Raw genomic sequence first — 16,618 nt, forward strand, 5'->3', positions numbered from 1 at the left:
TTATAGTGTTTTGAGTTTAACTAGCACCACGGGTTAATGTTATTTTTTAATATTAGAGATTTGTACCAAGTTTGAATTAGAATGATATTTTTTGTTAAAGTAGCTATTCTGTATTTAGTTATTGGGGGATATGGGCAAATAGCTATAGAGAGTATTTATCAACGTGATAAAAAATAGATATGGATAAGAAACTTAATTTATGTTATGATATAAGTGTAATAAAGGAGAGAAAATGCAGAATAATTTACTGGTATTACAGTCAGATTTTGGTTTGGTAGATGGGGCTGTATCAGCAATGGTCGGTGTGGCTTTAGAGGAATCCCCAACGTTAAAAATACATCATTTGACCCATGATATTACGCCTTATAATATTTTTGAGGGAAGCTATCGTTTGTTTCAAACGGTGAATTATTGGCCGGAAGGGACAACGTTTGTATCCGTTGTGGATCCAGGTGTCGGTTCTAAGCGTAAAAGCGTGGTTGCCAAAACTGTACAAAATCAGTATATTGTCACGCCAAATAATGGGACACTTTCGTTTATCAAGAAACATGTGGGAATTCTAGCGATTCGTGAGATTTCGGAAGTGGAAAACCGGCGGAAGAATACGGAACATTCTTACACGTTTCATGGCCGAGATGTTTATGCTTATACTGGTGCGAAGTTAGCAAGCGGACACATTACATTTGAAGAAGTGGGCCCAGAATTAAGTATAGATGAAATTGTAGAAATTCCTGTTGTGGAAACGACAATTGGGAATGATTTTGTTAGTGGGGCTATTGATATTTTAGATGTTCGTTTTGGTTCGCTATGGACGTCTATTACACGTGAGGAATTTTATACTCTTAGTCCTGAATTTGGTAATCGGTTTGAGGTCACGATTTATAATAACGATATGCTGGTCTATCAGAACCAGGTGACTTATGGGAAATCTTTTGCGGATGTACGGATTGGTCAGCCTATTTTGTATATCAATTCTCTTTATCGTGTTGGTCTTGCTATCAATCAGGGGTCTTTTGCGAAGGCCTATAATGTAGGAGTCGGAGCGCAATGGAGTATTGAAATCAAGCGGATTGAAAAATAAATAATAAAGGAGATTATTATGAAAAATAATTCAATAAGAAGTGTTGTCGCAACGGGGATTGGTGCAGCTCTCTTCGTCGTTATTGGAATGATTAGTATTCCAACTCCTGTGCCAAATACGAGCATTCAATTGCAGTATGCTTTGCAGGCCTTGTTTAGCGTGATTTTTGGTCCGATTGTTGGATTTTTAACGGGTTTCATCGGGCATGCCTTAAAGGACTCTTTGCAATATGGAAATCCTTGGTGGTCATGGGTGATTGCCAGCGGTTTGTTTGGCTTGATTGTTGGACTGTTTCGGAAAAGAATCCGTGTTGTGCAAGGTATTTTTGAAGCAAAAGATATTGTATCGTTCAATGTAATTCAACTGTTGGCCAATGCTGTGGTGTGGATTGTCATTGCGCCGCTAGGTGATATTTTGATTTACAATGAGCCTGCAAACAAGGTGTTTGTACAGGGCGTTGTTGCAATGATTTCTAATGGTTTGACGGTTGCTATTGCAGGAACAGTGCTTTTGCTAGCTTATGCCCGCACGCAAACCAAATCAGAAAGTTTGAAAAAAGATTAGTGACAGGAAGCGCGAGTGAGACGGAGCGAAGGTTTGAAAATGTTTTTTCCTATTCTCACCACTGCGTCTTATAATTCTGATGACTATATAAACTATATAAACAAAGGAGCTGAGCATTTTTGCCTCAGTTTCTTACTTTATAATGGCAAAATGCCCTATGATGGAGCTTTTCATTTGCTTTTAGGCTTAAGAAAGCACCTAATACGGAAAATATTGTCTGGGTAAGCTTTCTGAGGCTCAGACGGAGCGAACTAGTTTTAGTTCATGTCATCCGAGGGGCAGACGGAGCAAATTGGTTTTAGTTCATGTCATCCGAGGTTCGGACGGAGCAAACTGATTTTGGTTCATGTCGTTCGAGGCTCAGACAGAAGAAACGAGTTCTTGTTTGTCCCGTCGACCGGGTCGATACTTTTAATGAGTTTTAGTTTGCTTCGTTGACTGGGTCGATAGTCTCAACGAGTTTTGGTTTGCTTCGTCGATCGAGTCGAGCATTTTAACCATTGTCGCACTTTCTCATTAACCGTGTAGGGTTTGGCAGGAAGCTGAACGCTTCTTGTTTGGTCAGATTTTTTTCACGTTCAAGGTTTAATTTTGCGGCAGTGTTAGCGGACTTCAAAATTGATTTTCATCTTATTTTCTTTTATGCTACAATAGAATGAGTAAGTACAAGAGGAGAAGTGGATGATTTTAGAGGAATTTGATGAAAATCGTCAGGCGATTATCAATCCAGAAGATTTGGTTGAGGCGTTGCCGAATTTTCCAGAAACAGTAGTATCTTGCTTTGCCCGTGAGACCTTTAAGCGCATGCTGGCTGATTTTCAGCATGAGTTGCTAGCTTCTACTTCTATGGCAAATATTGAGATTCCTATTTACAAGGTTTTTGTGGAAGAAAGAGAAATAGCTCTGTTTAATGCACCAGTCGGGGCATCTGCCTGTGTGGCGATTTTGGAAGATTTGATTGCCTTTGGAATGAAGAAGCTGGTTCTTTTTGGGACTTGTGGGGTTTTGAATGAAGATATTAAGGAAACATCTATTATCGTGCCCCATACTGCGATTCGTGATGAAGGGACCAGTTATCATTACCTGCCGGCTTCTGATGAGATAGAAGTAAATGTTGGCTTGCGGGATTTTCTGCTTTCTTTTTTAACGAAAAACAAGATTTCCCATTCGACTGGGAAAGTTTGGACGACAGATGGTATTTATCGGGAAACAGCTGCGAAACTCCGTAAGCGGAAAGAAATGGGTGCTGTTTGTGTAGATATGGAATGTTCAGCAGTTGCAGCTTTGGCAGCTTTTCGTGAGATTTCCGTTTGCCATTTCTTTTATGCGGCGGATCACTTGTCAGAAGAAGCCTGGGATATGCGCAATTTAGCCAATCATGCGGACCTAGACGAAAAAGACAAAGTGGCTAACTTGGCGATTCAGCTCGCCCTTGCTTTATAGAGAAGATGCTATGAAAAAACCAATTATTCAATTTGAAAACTTTAGTTTTCAGTATCAAGCACAGACAGAACCAACCTTGAAAAATGTTGATTTGACGATTTATGAGGGAGAAAAGGTCTTAATAGTCGGTCCTTCTGGTTCGGGGAAGTCCACTCTTGGGCAATGCTTAAATGGCATTATTCCAACTATTTATCATGGAGAAATGACTGGGAATCTGTGGATTCAAGGTAAGTCTGCGTTTGGCAGCAGCATTTATGACTTGTCCAATCTTGTCAGTACCGTCTTGCAAGACACAGACGGTCAATTTATCGGGCTGAGTGTCGCGGAAGATCTGGCTTTTGCTTTGGAAAATGATATGATGGATTTGCCGACGATGAAAGACAAGGTGCATTTGTGGGCGGAGAAATTGGATTTGTTATCGCTGTTACACCAGCGCCCCCAAGACTTATCTGGCGGGCAGAAGCAGCGGGTCAGTTTGGCTGGGGTGCTGATTGATGAAAGTCCGATTTTGCTCTTTGATGAGCCTTTGGCAAACTTAGATCCGAAGTCGGGACAGGATACGATTGAGCTGATTGATCAGATCCATGCGGAAGCAGGAACGACAACGATTGTTATCGAGCACCGTCTGGAAGATGTACTGTATCGGTCTATTGATCGGATTGTCCTCATCAATGACGGACAAATTCTCTTTAACGGCAGTCCTGATGACCTGCTGCATACGCAGTTATTAACCGAAAATGGGATTCGAGAGCCGCTTTATCTGACTACCTTGCGTCAGCTTGGTTTTCAGCTGGAAAATTCTGCACAGTTGGCAAATTTAGCTCAGATAGATGTCTCCGCTGTTCAGTTTTTGGGTAAAAAAGTCTCTATTCAAAAACCACAGGCCCAGGATGATTTGCTGAAGTTGAAAAATGTCCACTTTGCATACGGTGAGAAAAAGGTTTTACAAGATATTGATTTTACAATCTCTAAAGGAGAAAAAATTGCCATTGTTGGTAAAAACGGTGCTGGAAAATCCACGTTAGCTAAAGCGCTCTGCCAGTTTATCGCAACAGAAGGAAGCTATACTTGGCAGGGAAGAGACATCAAAGGCGATTCCATTAAGGAGCGGGCAGAACGGATTGGTTACGTTTTGCAAAACCCAAATCAGATGATTTCTACGACCATGATTTTTGATGAGGTTGCCTTGGGCTTGAAGTTGCGTGGGATTGCAGAAGATGAGATAAAAGAGCGTGTATTGGCTGTGCTGAAAACCTGTGGTTTATATGAATTTCGGCATTGGCCCATTTCTGCTCTGTCTTTTGGGCAAAAGAAGCGGGTGACCATTGCTTCGATTTTAGTGTTAAATCCAGAGATTATCCTTTTAGATGAGCCAACGGCTGGCCAAGATCAACGCAATTATACAGAAATCATGAATTTCTTAGATGAGTTGAACCAAAAAGGGCATACGATTATCATGATTACGCATGATATGCAGCTGATGCTGGATTATTCTGACCGTGCGGTTGTGATGTTAGACGGAAAGATCTTGGCAGACAAAACACCGGCCGAAGTTTTGACAGATAAGACTTTGATTCATGCAGCGAACCTTAAGGAAACGTCTATCTTTTCCTTGGCTAAGAAATTAAACGTTGATCCACTAGCTTTAACAGAATTTTATATGCAAGAAAGGGAGGAAAGCCATGCTTAATCAGCAAAAACTTATTGGTTACCATGCGGGAACGACCTTTTTGCATCGCCTATCCGGAGCGAGTAAGTTACTGTTTTTCATTTTGGTATCAACTGCAGCGATGATTAGTTACGATACTCGCTTGCTGTTGGTCATTGCGATTGGATCACTCTTTCTTTTTAGAGTGTCGAACATTCATTTTAAAGATGTATCGTTTGTTTTGGCTTTTGCAGGTATTTTTGCCGCTTTGAATCTTATCATGGTTTATCTGTTTGCTCCTCAGTACGGAGTGGAGATTTATGGCCAACAGACGGTCTGGTTCAGCGGATTGGGCAGTTATACCGTAACTGCGCAGGAAATCTTTTATCTGTTTAATCTGTTCTTGAAATATCTCTGTACCATTCCTTTGGCAGTTATTTTTCTAATGACCACTCACCCTAGTCAGTTTGCGTCTAGTATGAATCAAATCGGAATTCCTTATAAAATTGCCTATTCTGTCAGTTTGACGCTGCGCTATATTCCTGACCTGCAGGAGGAATTTTACCTGATTAGAATGTCGCAAGAAGCGCGTGGACTGGAATTGTCCAAAAAAGCAAAATTAAGCCAGCGCATCAAAGGGAACCTGCAAATCATTATTCCATTGATTTTTAGCTCACTGGAGCGGATTGATACGATTGCAACAGCCATGGAATTGCGGCGTTTTGGTAAAAATAAAAAGCGGACTTGGTACACTTATCAGGCTTTTCAGAGGTTGGATATTGAAGTGATTTTGCTGGCTATTTTATTTTTACTGCTGAGCTTCCTACTCTTTTTTGTCAATCACGGTCGCTTTTACAATCCTTGGTTATAAATGAGAATTGAAATGTACATAGGAGGAAGAAAATGATTGCATTGGTAACAGGAGCTTCAGCTGGTTTTGGTCAAGCTATTTGTCGTCGATTGGTGGCAGAAGGTCACCGAGTGATTGGAGCAGCGAGAAGACTAGAAAAGTTGACGCAACTTCAAGAGGAGTTAGGTCTTGAAAATTTTTATCCGCTTCAAATGGATGTGTCGGATACAAAAAGCGTGGATCAAGCCTTAGAAAGTTTGCCAGAGGATTGGCGACCGATTGATATTTTGGTCAACAATGCAGGTCTGGCATTGGGCTTAGACAAGGCTTATGAAGCAGATATGCAAGATTGGCTGACGATGATTCAGACCAATATTATTGGTTTGGTTTATCTAACACGTCAGATCCTACCGCAAATGGTAGAGCGAGATAGCGGATTGATTATCAATCTAGGTTCGACTGCTGGAACGGTTCCTTATCCAGGTGCCAACGTCTATGGAGCTAGTAAAGCATTCGTGAAGCAATTTTCTTTGAATTTACGTGCTGATTTGGCAGGACATCATATTCGTGTTACTAACATTGAACCCGGTCTTTGTGAGGGAACAGAATTTTCAAATGTCCGATTTAAAGGGGACGATCAACGAGCTGAAAAATTGTATGAAGGAGCTCATGCTATTCAGCCAGTTGATATTGCCAATACTGTTGCTTGGATTGTTGGACAGCCTCCTCATGTCAATATTAACCGGATTGAAATCATGCCTGTTTCACAAACATTTGGAGTGCAGCCTGTTTTTCGAGAAGAATAGATGAGATAGAATGGGGAGAGTATGACAGAAATAAACCTTTTGTTTTCAATTGATGATCGCTATGTAGAGCAATTTAAAACGACTTTGTATTCAGTTTATTTGAATACACCTTCAACTTTGCTGCATGTGTTTGTCTTGCAAAAACAATTGTTAGAAAAGAATGCGGAGATTGAGGATTTTTGTGCAGCATTAGGAATCATCTATGAGCCGGTTGTGATTGGTGAAAAAGCTTTTGAAGATGCTCCAAGTACTGATCGGTATCCAGAAACAATCTACTATCGCTTGCTGGCACATGAATACCTTCCTCAAGATTTGGATCGGATTCTTTATTTGGATGCAGATATTTTATGTTTGAACGACATTTGTCCTCTTTATGAAATGGAGTTGGGAGCTTCTTTGTATGCTGCGGCCAGTCATGGATCAGATGACAATATGACAGATTTAGTCAATAAGATGCGTTTGCAGAATTTTGAGGCAGAAAGTTATTACAATTCCGGCGTTTTACTGATGAATCTAGCTGAGATTCGGCGAGAAGTGAAGCGTGATGCTATTTTGGATTACATTGCTCAAAATAGTTTTAAACTCTTTTTACCGGATCAAGATGTGCTGAATGCCTTGTATGGGCATTTGACAATTCAAATTCCAGATGAATTGTATAATTATGATGCACGCTACAATGTGCTGTATTATGCTCGGAGTAAAGGAGAGTGGGACTTGGATTGGGTGATTGAGAACACCGTTTTTCTTCACTTTTGCGGTCGAGATAAGCCTTGGCTGACAGAATACCACGGACGCTATGCCGCACTTTACAAGCATTACCAACATCGCAGCCGAAAAGTTGGCAGATAAAAACGAAACCAACCAATTAAATGGTTGGCTTTTCTTTTTATAACGGCCGTTTATTAGGTATCCCTGCTTTGCGCGGGTATTTATTGGGAGTTTCTTTTTTTTTGCCAACAACCGTGATATACCGCGGGTCGCCATTGGGGAGTTGGTAATGAATGTTTTCTTCGACTTTGCTGAAAAGAAGGCTAAGCGCGGTTTTTGCTTCTGTCAATTCCTCAGGAGCATTGCTGGCTTTGAGTGCTAAAAGGCGACCACCAACTTTAAGAAAGGGAATGGTCAGTTCAGCTAAGATTTGCATACGAGCGACAGCGCGTGCAGTGACAATATCAAACTGGGCGCGAAAGTCTTTATCTTGAGCAAAATCTTCTGCCCGACCATGATAAAAATGAACTTTTTCCAGACCTAATTCGTCAGCCAAGTGATTTAAAAACAGAATACGCTTGTTTAGAGAATCAATAATCGTCACATCTAGCGCTGGATAGAGAATTTTGATCGGAAGACTCGGAAAACCTGCTCCAGCTCCAATGTCCAGCAGTTTAATGTCTTTATTGTCAATCAATCCCTGTAAAATTGGCGCAATGGAATCATAAAAATGCTTGAGATAGACTTCCTTTTTCTCAGTAATAGCTGTCAGATTGATTTTTTTATTCCATTCAACGAGCAGTTCAAAATAGCGTTCAAACTGCATCTGTTGTTGGTCCGTGAGTTCAATCTGTTGCTGTTTTAAAAGTTCATAAAATTCTTTGGGTGTCATCATTTATCCTTACTTGTATCTTCTTGCTTCTATTATATCAAATAATCAGAAGAGAATCTTCAAAATTTCTCTTTTGAAGAAGTCAAAATGTTTATTATTTTCATTTTTCTGGTATAATATCTATAATAAATTAAAAGGAGAATGACTATGTGGATAATTATTTTAGCTATTGTAGTGGTACTAGTGCTGTTTGTAATTGCTAGTTACAATGGTCTTGTCAAAAGCCGCATGCAAACCAAAGAAGCATGGAGTCAGATTGATGTTCAATTGAAACGTCGAAATGACTTGTTGCCAAATTTGATTGAAACGGTCAAAGGGTATGCCAAATATGAAGCATCAACGTTTGAAAAAGTAACAGAACTGCGTCGGCAGGTGGCTGCTGCAACAACTCCAGCAGAAGCTATGAAAGCAAGTGATGCCTTGACGCGTCAGATCTCAGGAATTTTTGCTGTTGCAGAAAATTACCCAGAATTACAAGCAAGTACAAATTTTGTAAAATTGCAAGAAGAATTAACTAATACTGAAAATAAAATCTCGTATTCTCGTCAGCTTTATAATAGTGTAACAAGTAATTATAATGTGAAGTTAGAAACATTTCCAAGTAATATTATTGCTGGAATGTTCAGTTTTAAGCCAGCAGATTTCTTGGCTGTTCCAGAGGAAGAAAAATCCGTACCAAAAGTTGATTTTAGCGGTTTAGGTGACTAATATGCTCTTTGATCAAATTGCTAGTAATAAAAGACGAACGTGGGTTCTCTTGATTGCATTTTTTGCTCTCTTAGCGATTATTGGTGCTGCAGTTGGCTATTTGTGGTTCGATTCGATTCTTGGCGGAGTGTTGATTGCCTTTATCATTGGAGGGATTTATGCTTTTAGCATGATTTTTCAGTCTACCGAGGTTGTCATGTCCATGAATGGTGCTCGACAAGTCACGGAAGCTGAGGCTCCTGATCTTTATCATGTGGTAGAAGATATGGCAATGGTAGCCCAAGTTCCTATGCCACGAGTGTATATTGTTGAAGACTCATCACCCAATGCTTTTGCAACAGGCTCAAAACCTGAAAATGCTGCAGTAGCAGCGACAACAGGTCTGTTGAATATGATGAATCGTGAAGAATTAGAAGCTGTTATTGGACACGAAGTGAGTCACATTCGTAATTATGATATTCGAATTTCAACGATTGCAGTAGCTCTAGCAAGTGCTGTGACGATGTTGTCCAGTATCGCAGGACGCATGATGTGGTTTGGTGGTGGCAGCCGACGTCGAAGCAATGATGATCGTGATAGCAGCAGTGGTTTAGGAATCATCATGCTGTTGTTATCCTTGATAGTCATTGTTCTTGCTCCTCTAGCGGCAACTTTGGTGCAGTTGGCTATTTCGCGCCAGCGGGAATTTTTAGCTGATGCCTCCAGTGTTGAGCTGACTCGTAATCCACAAGGTATGATCAATGCCTTGCAAAAGTTAGATGGAAGTGAGCCCATGCATCGCAAGGTTGATGATGCTAGTGCAGCTCTCTATATCAATGACCCTAAAAAGCCAGGTGGTTTGCAAAAACTTTTTCACACTCACCCTCCGATTAGTGAGCGGATTGAACGTTTGAAAAATATGTAAAAATAACTCTCCTAATGACATAACTGGGAGAGTTTTCTTATCTGTTTTTCCAAGCAAGTCCAAGGGCGAGTACTCCTAGTAGAGTAAATACAGTCCAACAAATAGTCATATTCCAAACAGCAAGAGCTGTAAAAAGAGTAGTTCCGACAGGAAGGGAGAGACTAAAGAGAAGGGATAAAAAAGAGCTGGTCTGTGCGAGAACATCAGAAGGAAGGCTGTTGAGAAGAAGAGCATTGAGCTTGGGATTGACCTTCGCTGCCAGATACATGAGGAACATGGTGGAAAGAAGAGTAATTAGTTGAGAACCAAAAAATATTTGATTTAATCCAATAAGAACAATGGGAAGGATTGCCCATAAAACAATTTGGGCGACGGAGAGTTTAGCAAAGTAGTCTCTGGGAGTGAGACTTCCGAGAACCATACCTGCCATGACTACTACTTGAATGAGAAATAGTGATTGACTGAAAGTGAAATTCCAGAAAGGACGATTTAAAAGGCTGAGGTTAAAGATGGCATTTAAGCTGCCACCCAAGGCATTAATAATGGCAATGCTGGCTAGGAGCAGTATAAAATTGCTTTTTTCTTCTTTTTGGAAAATTTCTTCGCCCAATTTAAAAATTTCTTTAGCTTGAGTAAGGAAAGAAGTCTTTTTCTCTAATTTTTTGACAGTGACAGGTGCATGAGTTAGCTGTTTGCGGTAGAAATAGAGGACAGTTGAAGAAAGCAGGAAAGCTAGGGCATTGATAGAGGCAACGAAAAAGAAATTTTGATTGCTAATGGCGAGTAGCCATACTCCCAGAGCTTGCCCCGAAATAGAACAAATGATAGAGAGAAATTGAGTAAAACTATAGGCTTCCATACGATCTTCTTCAGGAATATTTTTCTGGAAAATAGGCATTTGCAAACCGCCGCGGTAGTCACTGAGAATATCTGAGATGATGTTAATTAAGCAAACAAAGGAAAAAGCGATTAGACTTTTTTGATAAGTCAGCATTGCAACAAGGACAAACAATATTGCTTGAATGTAGCCTGTGGCAATCAGCCAGTACCCTTTTTCGTGCGTTTGGTCAGCCCGCTTACCGACATAAACAGTAAAAAGGATAGGAGCAAGTAAGATAATATTGGCAGTTCCAACTGCGAATTTAGCATGGGGCAGACTTGCTGCAAAAACTACAAAAACAAGATTGTAGATAGAGGCTCCTAAGTAGTTGAAAAAGCGAGAAAGAGCTATGACACGAAAAAGTGAATTTTTAATCAATAGTTTCATCTGCTTTATCTCCTGAATATTTTTTGACAAGTTGTTTAGCGAGGCTAGGACTTTTGAGTTGAAACCTTTTACCCTGTGTGACAAATTCCCAAACCTGACGAATATCACTCTTTATGGTTCGCTTAACAATTCGACTTTCACTTGATGTGAGAGTAATTCTTTTCTTTTCAATGTATATATTCATAAATTGTTCTCCTAAAAGCTTTATTGCCACCATTATAGCGGGGTATAACAGGGTTTTCAAGGTCTTTTAGCCAAGTGGTGTCAAAGGGAAAGTGACTGGTAGAAAACGGCAGGGTAAGTTGCAAAGAAAGGCGCACAAACAGAAAGAAAATGCTATAATGGTTTAAGGAATATTGGAGGAAAAGTATATGCTAAATATTCATGAAATTCGTAAGAACCCCGATGGACTAGACTTTGAAGTGAATTTTGACTTAGTTGCTGATTTAAAAGGGCGTAACCCTGAAATTTTGGGTATCCGCGATGTGCTTGCAAGAGGCAAGGCTCAGTATGAGGACGGTCTTTACTTTTTAGACTATGATTTGTCCTACACGATTACTCTGGCGTCCAGCCGCAGCATGGAGCCTGTTGAGCGCAAGGAAACTTACTTAGTCAATGAGATTTTCATGGAAAATCATGGCGAGAAGATCAGCCAAGACTTGATTGATGATGACCTCGTTTTGGGGCTTGAGGGCGATGAGATTGATCTGGCAGAAAGTGTAGCGGATAATATCTTGCTCAATATCCCGCTTAAGGTCTTGACGGCTGAGGAAGAAGCAGGGCAGGATTTTCCAGTGGGACAAGACTGGCAGGTCATGACCGAGGAAGAATACCGCCGCCAGCAAGAAGAGCAAAAAGCAAGCAAGAGCCCTTTTGCTAGACTGAAGAACCTGTTTGATGAAGAAAATTGAGTTAATAATCCAGATAGAAGAAACACACAAATATATATTTGTGTGTTTTAATATTTTTAAATGTTAGGATTTATTCTTTTGACGTGGATATCTCTTGGAAAATTGAAAGTAACTAAGAATAATTATAACAATAACTGAATGATACCACTGATAATTCCTAAGCAGCCTAATCCAATGCAAATCCATCCAATTGTTCGCTTTTTGGAAGACGAGTTGTTTTTTGAAAATAAAAACATGCCTATTCCTACTACTAAGATGATAAATCCAAAAATCATATTGATTTGCAAACCGTTTTTACCAAAAATGCTTTCAAGCACAGTATTAACTGTATTATCTAAGGTCCGTTCCATTATTCTACCTCCATATGGTTTATTTTTTTAGTAAGCAACAATGACACACCAATTCCACCCAAAACAGTAAGGCACATTAAGATAAGAGCGGCTACATCATTTTTATTGCTATTTCCTATAAAACTAAACAGGATATTACAAAATAAAGAGGAAAGAAAGACAGCCGACAAAATGGTAGTTGGTATAGATTTTTTCAAAAAACCAATACCTACAGCTATAATCCCAGTTGATGCTGCTATCATGGACATGATGATTGTTATTTTGATTGCTCTCATCATAAGAGAGACAGTCCATGTGCCTTCAACCAAAGGACTAATGGACTCTGTGATGCCAAATATTCCAAAGGCTAGCACATTACAAGATACCATTGCCATGAGCGTAAAAAGAAAGACAACCATTAATTTTGAACATAATATTTTATCTCTTCTGATAGGGTAGGAAAATAATAAAATAGCTCGTTTATCTTTGTATTCATCAATGATAAACCGTGTACACATGGTGGCAGAGAGTGTTGCGAAGACAGCCATACTTAGTGTTGAAAATAAGGAAATAATTTTAGGATATCCTGCAAATATTTGTAGATCTGGGTCTGGATTTATTTGAGGGGCATATGCAAACAAGTAAATAAAGCCAAGCATTACAATAAAGGTAACGCTACTTGCAATTACATATGTTTTGATATTATTTCTTTTTAATTCTAATTTTATCAATTTAAACAATTTTTTCACCCCCACTCATGATATTGAAGAAATAGTCTTCCAGTCCATTTGGGAATTGATTTTCTATTGCAGACAAGCTAACTTCCTCTACAACGGTGCCATTCACAATGACACCGATAGTATCTGCAATATGTTCTATTTCACTTAATATATGGCTAGATACTAGAATGGTCATACCTTGTTCATTCTTTAGTTGCAAGAATAATTCTCGCATTTCTCTGATTCCCATAGGATCCAGACCATTTATTGGTTCGTCTAAGATGAGTAGTTCTGGTTCATGGACAATGGCTCGCGCGATTGCTAAACGTTGTCGCATGCCCAAAGAAAATTTAGATACTGGCAAGGTTCCAGTGTTATTTAGCCCAACCTTTTGCAAAGCAGAGACACAATCTTTACCTTCTTTTCCCATATAGGAGAGATGGATTTGTAAATTTTCCTCGGCTGATAAATGTTCATAAAATACAGGTGTTTCAATTAAGGTGCCTATTTCTGATAGGATTTCATTTCGCTGTTTTCCAATATCTAATCCCAAGATTTGTATCTTGCCCATTGTTGGTATGAGTAGCCCGGACAGTAGTTTAAATACAGTTGTTTTTCCAGCTCCATTTGCTCCTAGAAATCCGTAGATACTCCCTTTTTCTACGTGAATATTGCAAGCTCTGATAACCTCTTTTTTATCAAAGGTTTTGGTTAGATTGTCTGTTTCGACTGCTAAATTATGTTTCATTGTTACCCTCCTTAAAATATAATCTGTGCAATAAGTTCATGAATTTTTCAATGAGCGTATTATTCAATACATCAATGCCTAGAGAAGCCATTAGGGTTTGTAAGAAATTTAATCGTGTTAATAGCTTCTCTTCATCACAAGTAAATACCGCAGGGTCACACCACACATTTAATAATAGCAAAAAGATTTCTGCGCATTCATCAGGATATTTTGTAACAATAGATCCATCATCAATCCCTTTTTGAATAATTTTAGAAAGAAAAGGAGCATCGTTATTTACACAATCTTTCATGTAGGAGATAACAAATTCTGCACTTTTCATTTTTGGAACCATGGCATCATCTAAATAATGAATTTCTTGATTTTCAATAGTCTTTTCTAAAATAAGTGACAATTGTTCTTTTCCGCTCAGAGAGCTTGTTTGGGATAGTAAGAGCTTCATTGTCTCTTTTGTAGCTTCAGTTTGCCTTTTTGTTACAGCATTTATAACATCATCTTTCGATTTGAAATGATGATAAATGGCACCTTTTGACACATTTGCTGCTTCTGCAATATCTCGCATACTGGTTTTATCAAAACCTTTTTCTAAAAATAATTTGGTTGAAACAGTTAAAATGGTTTCGATAGTAACCTTTGAATCATACTTTTTTTGCATATTATTTACCTTCTTTTTTAAAATACATACCGACTGGTCGGTTTTTATTATATAACAAAAGGTCTTTTTTGTCAAGCAGTGAAAAATATTTTGTTCACCTAGTTGCAGTTTCGCTCTTTTTATAATTCATATCATGGCAAAGTACTTTCAATTATGCTTGCAAAATGTTACAATAAGACTAGTAACTATAAATAGGAGTAAGACATGACAAAAGCAAACTTTGGCGTTGTGGGTATGGCCGTTATGGGTCGTAACCTTGCCCTAAACATCGAATCTCGTGGCTATACAGTAGCAATTTACAACCGGTCAGCGAATAAAACAGAGGATGTGATTGCATCTCATCCTGAAAAAAACTTTGTTCCAAGTTACGATGTGGAAAGTTTTGTGAATTCTATTGAAAAACCACGTCGGATCATGCTCATGGTTAAAGCTGGGCCAGGGACAGACGCAACGATTCAAGCATTATTACCGTTCCTGGATAAGGGAGATATCTTGATTGACGGTGGAAATACGTTCTATAAAGATACTATTCGTCGTTCAGAAGAATTGGCAAATTCTGGAATCAATTTTATCGGGACAGGAGTATCTGGTGGTGAAAAAGGTGCGCTTGAAGGTCCATCTATCATGCCTGGTGGACAAAAAGAAGCCTATGAATTGGTAGCAGATGTATTGGAAGAAATTTCAGCGAAAGCGCCAGAGGATGGGGCACCATGTGTAACTTATATCGGACCAAATGGTGCAGGTCATTATGTAAAAATGGTCCACAATGGGATTGAGTATGGCGATATGCAACTGATTGCAGAAAGTTATGATTTAATGCAGCACTTGCTTGGATTTTCAGCAGCAGAAATGGCTGAAATCTTTACTGAATGGAATAAGGGTGAGTTGGATAGCTATCTGATTGAAATCACTGCTGATATTTTGACACGTAAAGATGATGAAGGACAAGATGGACCAATCGTTGATTACATCTTGGATGCAGCTGGAAATAAAGGAACAGGAAAATGGACGAGCCAATCAGCTCTTGATTTTGGTGTTCCACTTCCACTTATCACGGAGTCTGTTTTTGCGCGTTATATTTCTGCTTACAAAGAAGAACGTGTTCAGGCTAGCAAGGTTCTTCCAAAACCTACTGCTATTAAATTTGAAGGAGACAAGGCTGAATTGATTGAAAAAATTCGTCAAGCCCTCTACTTCTCGAAAATTATGTCTTATGCACAAGGTTTCTCACAATTGCGTGTAGCATCTAAAGAACAGGATTGGAATCTTCCGTTTGGTGAAATTGCTTCTATTTGGCGTGCTGGTTGTATCATTCGTGCTCGTTTCTTGCAAAAAATTACAGATGCATACGGACGTAATCCAGATCTTGCAAACTTACTGCTTGACGAATATTTTATGGACGTCACTGCCAAATACCAACAAGCTGTTCGTGATGTAGTGGCGTTGGCTGTTCAAGCAGGTGTGCCGGTACCAACGTTCTCTAGTGCGATTGCTTACTTTGATAGCTATCGTGCAGAAAACTTGCCAGCCAATTTAATTCAAGCGCAACGCGATTACTTTGGTGCGCATACGTATGAACGCAAGGACAAAGAAGGAATTTACCACTATTCTTGGTATGATGAAAAATAGGATAGGCTATGGCGAAGCGGATTTTATTAGTTGAGAAAGAAAAAAAATTAGCGCAATTTATTGGCTTAGAGCTACAAAAAGAAGGTTATCGAGTTGATCTTTTTGAAACAGGAAAAGATGCTTTGGCGTCTGCGAGAGCTAATCAATACGATTTATTCCTGTTGAATTTTATGCTTGACGATATGACAGGAACAGAATTTGCCGCACAATTAAGTGTGATAAAGCCTGCTTCGGTCATCATTGTATTGGATAATCGTGATAATATTCTTCAATATACTGAGGAAATCCAACGCTTTGCTGTTGCTTACATGGTAGAACCATTCATTGTGACGGACTTAGTTGAAAAAATTTCTGCCATTTTTCGTGGGCGTGATTTTATTGACCAGCATTGTAGTCAGATGAAAGTTCCAACATCTTATCGGAATCTTCGGATTGATGTGCAAAATCATACAGTTTATCGAGGTGAAGAAGTGATTGCTTTGACTCGAAGAGAGTATGATTTATTAGCAACATTGATGGGAAGTCATCAGGCTTTAAGCCGTGAACAGTTGTTAGAACGCGTGTGGAAATACGAAGGAGCTGTTGAAACAAATGTTGTCGATGTTTATATTCGCTATCTTCGTAGTAAAATTGATATAGTGGGGCAAAAAAGTTATATAAAAACCGTGCGTGGTGTTGGTTATGTTATGCAAGAATAACTCTGAGGTGCAGGAAATATCGTTTTTCTGCCCTTTTCTAATGGGCGTATTTCCCTAG

Annotated in this window: 18 protein-coding genes and 2 pseudogenes; 13 read left to right on the plus strand and 7 right to left on the minus strand. The window is 39.2% G+C overall.

The genetic code is table 11. The features are described from left to right. Positions 1 to 232: 232 nt before the first annotated feature. From HMPREF3249_RS05230 to HMPREF3249_RS05260, 8 genes and pseudogenes are all read left to right on the plus strand, one after another. Complete coding sequence (locus HMPREF3249_RS05230; RefSeq protein WP_021001990.1) at positions 233 to 1,081, plus strand: SAM hydrolase/SAM-dependent halogenase family protein; 849 nt, start codon at positions 233 to 235, stop codon at positions 1,079 to 1,081. 18 nt (positions 1,082 to 1,099) lie between these two features. Next, a complete protein-coding gene (locus HMPREF3249_RS05235) occupies positions 1,100 to 1,645 on the plus strand; it encodes an ECF-type riboflavin transporter substrate-binding protein (protein ID WP_070867511.1) in 546 nt (181 codons plus the stop codon). 681 nt (positions 1,646 to 2,326) lie between these two features. Beyond that, positions 2,327 to 3,088, plus strand: coding sequence for a nucleoside phosphorylase (locus tag HMPREF3249_RS05240; protein ID WP_049534669.1), 762 nt, complete (start codon positions 2,327 to 2,329; stop codon positions 3,086 to 3,088). Positions 3,089 to 3,098: 10 nt separating this feature from the next. Next, positions 3,099 to 3,950: pseudogene (locus HMPREF3249_RS09785) on the plus strand (DUF3744 domain-containing protein); the annotation flags it as partial. Between the two features lie 24 nt (positions 3,951 to 3,974). Beyond that, positions 3,975 to 4,778 (plus strand): annotated as a pseudogene (locus HMPREF3249_RS09790) (energy-coupling factor ABC transporter ATP-binding protein); the annotation flags it as partial. Then, a complete protein-coding gene (locus HMPREF3249_RS05250; protein WP_003023551.1) occupies positions 4,771 to 5,607 on the plus strand; it encodes an energy-coupling factor transporter transmembrane component T family protein in 837 nt (278 codons plus the stop codon). The pseudogene HMPREF3249_RS09790 and the gene HMPREF3249_RS05250, both read left to right, overlap by 8 nt. A gap of 32 nt (positions 5,608 to 5,639) precedes the next feature. Further along, on the plus strand, positions 5,640 to 6,392 hold the full coding sequence (locus tag HMPREF3249_RS05255; protein WP_049534667.1) for an SDR family oxidoreductase: 753 nt from the start codon (positions 5,640 to 5,642) through the stop codon (positions 6,390 to 6,392). Positions 6,393 to 6,413: 21 nt separating this feature from the next. Then, complete coding sequence (locus HMPREF3249_RS05260) at positions 6,414 to 7,241, plus strand: glycosyltransferase family 8 protein (protein ID WP_059221020.1); 828 nt, start codon at positions 6,414 to 6,416, stop codon at positions 7,239 to 7,241. A gap of 37 nt (positions 7,242 to 7,278) precedes the next feature. Here HMPREF3249_RS05260 and rsmG read toward each other — a convergent pair whose 3' ends face one another. Further along, positions 7,279 to 7,992 carry a 16S rRNA (guanine(527)-N(7))-methyltransferase RsmG gene (rsmG, locus tag HMPREF3249_RS05265; RefSeq protein WP_003041414.1) on the minus strand — a complete coding sequence of 238 codons (714 nt, stop codon included), beginning with the start codon at positions 7,990 to 7,992 and terminating at the stop codon, positions 7,279 to 7,281. 147 nt (positions 7,993 to 8,139) lie between these two features. On the opposite strand from rsmG, the gene HMPREF3249_RS05270 reads away from it, so the two are divergent. Both HMPREF3249_RS05270 and htpX read left to right on the plus strand, forming a co-directional pair. Continuing rightward, on the plus strand, positions 8,140 to 8,700 hold the full coding sequence (locus HMPREF3249_RS05270) for a LemA family protein (protein ID WP_006270461.1): 561 nt from the start codon (positions 8,140 to 8,142) through the stop codon (positions 8,698 to 8,700). Between the two features lies 1 nt (position 8,701). After that, entirely contained in the window at positions 8,702 to 9,604 is a 903-nt protein-coding gene (gene htpX, locus HMPREF3249_RS05275; RefSeq protein ID WP_003029919.1) for a zinc metalloprotease HtpX, read from the plus strand. A 37-nt stretch (positions 9,605 to 9,641) separates the two neighbouring features. Here htpX and HMPREF3249_RS05280 read toward each other — a convergent pair whose 3' ends face one another. Together HMPREF3249_RS05280 and HMPREF3249_RS05285 are read right to left on the minus strand one after the other, a co-directional pair. Next, positions 9,642 to 10,871, minus strand: a complete 1,230-nt coding sequence (locus HMPREF3249_RS05280) for an MFS transporter (protein ID WP_003029922.1) — start codon at positions 10,869 to 10,871, stop codon at positions 9,642 to 9,644. Continuing rightward, positions 10,855 to 11,055, minus strand: a complete 201-nt coding sequence (locus tag HMPREF3249_RS05285; protein ID WP_003041551.1) for a hypothetical protein — start codon at positions 11,053 to 11,055, stop codon at positions 10,855 to 10,857. Before HMPREF3249_RS05285 ends, HMPREF3249_RS05280 begins: the two co-directional genes overlap by 17 nt. Positions 11,056 to 11,242: 187 nt before the next feature. Between HMPREF3249_RS05285 and HMPREF3249_RS05290 the strand changes: the two genes are divergently transcribed. After that, positions 11,243 to 11,782: a DUF177 domain-containing protein gene (locus tag HMPREF3249_RS05290; RefSeq protein ID WP_003029925.1), complete on the plus strand. Its 540-nt coding sequence runs from the start codon at positions 11,243 to 11,245 to the stop codon at positions 11,780 to 11,782. Positions 11,783 to 11,904: 122 nt separating this feature from the next. Here the strand turns inward: HMPREF3249_RS05290 and HMPREF3249_RS05295 are convergent, their stop codons facing one another. From HMPREF3249_RS05295 to HMPREF3249_RS05310, 4 genes are read right to left on the minus strand one after another with little or no spacing between them, the layout of a single operon-like run. After that, entirely contained in the window at positions 11,905 to 12,132 is a 228-nt protein-coding gene (locus tag HMPREF3249_RS05295) for a hypothetical protein (RefSeq protein ID WP_003029926.1), read from the minus strand. After that, entirely contained in the window at positions 12,132 to 12,860 is a 729-nt protein-coding gene (locus tag HMPREF3249_RS05300; protein ID WP_003029927.1) for an ABC transporter permease, read from the minus strand. The genes HMPREF3249_RS05295 and HMPREF3249_RS05300 overlap by 1 nt, the downstream gene beginning before the upstream one ends. Continuing rightward, the gene (locus tag HMPREF3249_RS05305) at positions 12,844 to 13,578 is read right to left on the minus strand and encodes an ABC transporter ATP-binding protein (RefSeq protein ID WP_003029928.1); all 735 of its coding nucleotides are present in this window, start codon (positions 13,576 to 13,578) and stop codon (positions 12,844 to 12,846) included. Before HMPREF3249_RS05305 ends, HMPREF3249_RS05300 begins: the two co-directional genes overlap by 17 nt. Then, complete coding sequence (locus tag HMPREF3249_RS05310) at positions 13,568 to 14,233, minus strand: TetR/AcrR family transcriptional regulator (protein ID WP_049534658.1); 666 nt, start codon at positions 14,231 to 14,233, stop codon at positions 13,568 to 13,570. The genes HMPREF3249_RS05305 and HMPREF3249_RS05310 overlap by 11 nt, the downstream gene beginning before the upstream one ends. Positions 14,234 to 14,437: 204 nt before the next feature. On the opposite strand from HMPREF3249_RS05310, the gene gndA reads away from it, so the two are divergent. Continuing rightward, entirely contained in the window at positions 14,438 to 15,862 is a 1,425-nt protein-coding gene (gene gndA, locus HMPREF3249_RS05315) for an NADP-dependent phosphogluconate dehydrogenase (protein WP_059221018.1), read from the plus strand. 8 nt (positions 15,863 to 15,870) lie between these two features. Beyond that, positions 15,871 to 16,560 carry a response regulator transcription factor gene (locus HMPREF3249_RS05320; protein ID WP_022526966.1) on the plus strand — a complete coding sequence of 230 codons (690 nt, stop codon included), beginning with the start codon at positions 15,871 to 15,873 and terminating at the stop codon, positions 16,558 to 16,560. Positions 16,561 to 16,618 lie beyond the last annotated feature (58 nt).

The organism is Streptococcus sp. HMSC36C04 (assembly GCF_001839535.1).
GTDB lineage: Bacteria > Bacillota > Bacilli > Lactobacillales > Streptococcaceae > Streptococcus > Streptococcus hominis.

Coding starts and splice junctions, on each gene's coding strand:
- HMPREF3249_RS05230 (WP_021001990.1), top strand. CDS start 233: ATGCAGAATAATTTACTGGTATTACAGTCAGATTTTGGTTTGGTAGAT.
- HMPREF3249_RS05235 (WP_070867511.1), top strand. CDS start 1,100: ATGAAAAATAATTCAATAAGAAGTGTTGTCGCAACGGGGATTGGTGCA.
- HMPREF3249_RS05240 (WP_049534669.1), top strand. CDS start 2,327: ATGATTTTAGAGGAATTTGATGAAAATCGTCAGGCGATTATCAATCCA.
- HMPREF3249_RS05250 (WP_003023551.1), top strand. CDS start 4,771: ATGCTTAATCAGCAAAAACTTATTGGTTACCATGCGGGAACGACCTTT.
- HMPREF3249_RS05255 (WP_049534667.1), top strand. CDS start 5,640: ATGATTGCATTGGTAACAGGAGCTTCAGCTGGTTTTGGTCAAGCTATT.
- HMPREF3249_RS05260 (WP_059221020.1), top strand. CDS start 6,414: ATGACAGAAATAAACCTTTTGTTTTCAATTGATGATCGCTATGTAGAG.
- rsmG (WP_003041414.1), bottom strand. CDS start 7,992: ATGACACCCAAAGAATTTTATGAACTTTTAAAACAGCAACAGATTGAA.
- HMPREF3249_RS05270 (WP_006270461.1), top strand. CDS start 8,140: ATGTGGATAATTATTTTAGCTATTGTAGTGGTACTAGTGCTGTTTGTA.
- htpX (WP_003029919.1), top strand. CDS start 8,702: ATGCTCTTTGATCAAATTGCTAGTAATAAAAGACGAACGTGGGTTCTC.
- HMPREF3249_RS05280 (WP_003029922.1), bottom strand. CDS start 10,871: ATGAAACTATTGATTAAAAATTCACTTTTTCGTGTCATAGCTCTTTCT.
- HMPREF3249_RS05285 (WP_003041551.1), bottom strand. CDS start 11,055: ATGAATATATACATTGAAAAGAAAAGAATTACTCTCACATCAAGTGAA.
- HMPREF3249_RS05290 (WP_003029925.1), top strand. CDS start 11,243: ATGCTAAATATTCATGAAATTCGTAAGAACCCCGATGGACTAGACTTT.
- HMPREF3249_RS05295 (WP_003029926.1), bottom strand. CDS start 12,132: ATGGAACGGACCTTAGATAATACAGTTAATACTGTGCTTGAAAGCATT.
- HMPREF3249_RS05305 (WP_003029928.1), bottom strand. CDS start 13,578: ATGAAACATAATTTAGCAGTCGAAACAGACAATCTAACCAAAACCTTT.
- HMPREF3249_RS05310 (WP_049534658.1), bottom strand. CDS start 14,233: ATGCAAAAAAAGTATGATTCAAAGGTTACTATCGAAACCATTTTAACT.
- gndA (WP_059221018.1), top strand. CDS start 14,438: ATGACAAAAGCAAACTTTGGCGTTGTGGGTATGGCCGTTATGGGTCGT.
- HMPREF3249_RS05320 (WP_022526966.1), top strand. CDS start 15,871: ATGGCGAAGCGGATTTTATTAGTTGAGAAAGAAAAAAAATTAGCGCAA.